At 43.5% G+C, this 648-nt stretch carries 1 protein-coding gene; it reads left to right on the top strand.

What is annotated here, in order from left to right; all coding sequences use genetic code 11:
* Window positions 1-64: 64 nt before the first annotated feature.
* Window positions 65-648 (top strand): IS256 family transposase (locus tag JC606_RS23265; RefSeq protein ID WP_198779571.1); only part of this gene is annotated, 584 nt, incomplete at its 3' end.

The following is a 648-nucleotide window of genomic DNA, read 5'->3' as shown; positions in this document are numbered from 1 at the left end:
GAGCCTGTAATTTAAATTGTGTATCTGCTTATAATTAAGCCAGTCATGGCTAAGGATAAGCAATATGGATAAGAAAGCTTTAGAAGCCTTCGCTCGCGAAGCCGCTAAGTCAATTAAGACTCCTTCGGATCTTGATGACTTCAGGAAAATGTTAACCAAGGTGACGGTTGAGACAGCTTTAAATGCTGAACTTGATGATCACCTTGGCTACGAAAAACACTCACCGACCAACGATAGTAACAGTCGAAATGGCTACTCATCTAAACGCCTAATTACTGACGATGGTGAGATCCAACTAGAAATCCCTCGTGACCGTGACGCGTCCTTTGAACCCAAGCTCGTTCGTAAGCATCAAACTCGATTCCAATCGATGGACGACAAGATCTTAAGCTTGTATGCCAAAGGAATGACTACCCGAGAAATCGTCGCAACCTTCAAAGAAATGTACGATGCTGATATCTCCGCCAGTCTAATATCTAAAGTCACTGATGCTGTTTTAGAACAAGTTGTTGAGTGGCAAGCCCGCCCTCTTGATTCGGTTTATCCCGTCGTTTACCTAGACTGCATTGTTGTGAAGGTGCGCCAAAATAAGCAAGTCATCAACAAAGCCATTTACCTTGCTCTCGGTGTCAATATGGAAGGTCAGAA

It is taken from the genome of Vibrio sp. IB15, assembly GCF_016406055.1.
Taxonomy (GTDB): domain Bacteria; phylum Pseudomonadota; class Gammaproteobacteria; order Enterobacterales; family Vibrionaceae; genus Vibrio; species Vibrio chagasii.
This window is presented reverse-complemented; position numbering and strand designations above follow the sequence as displayed.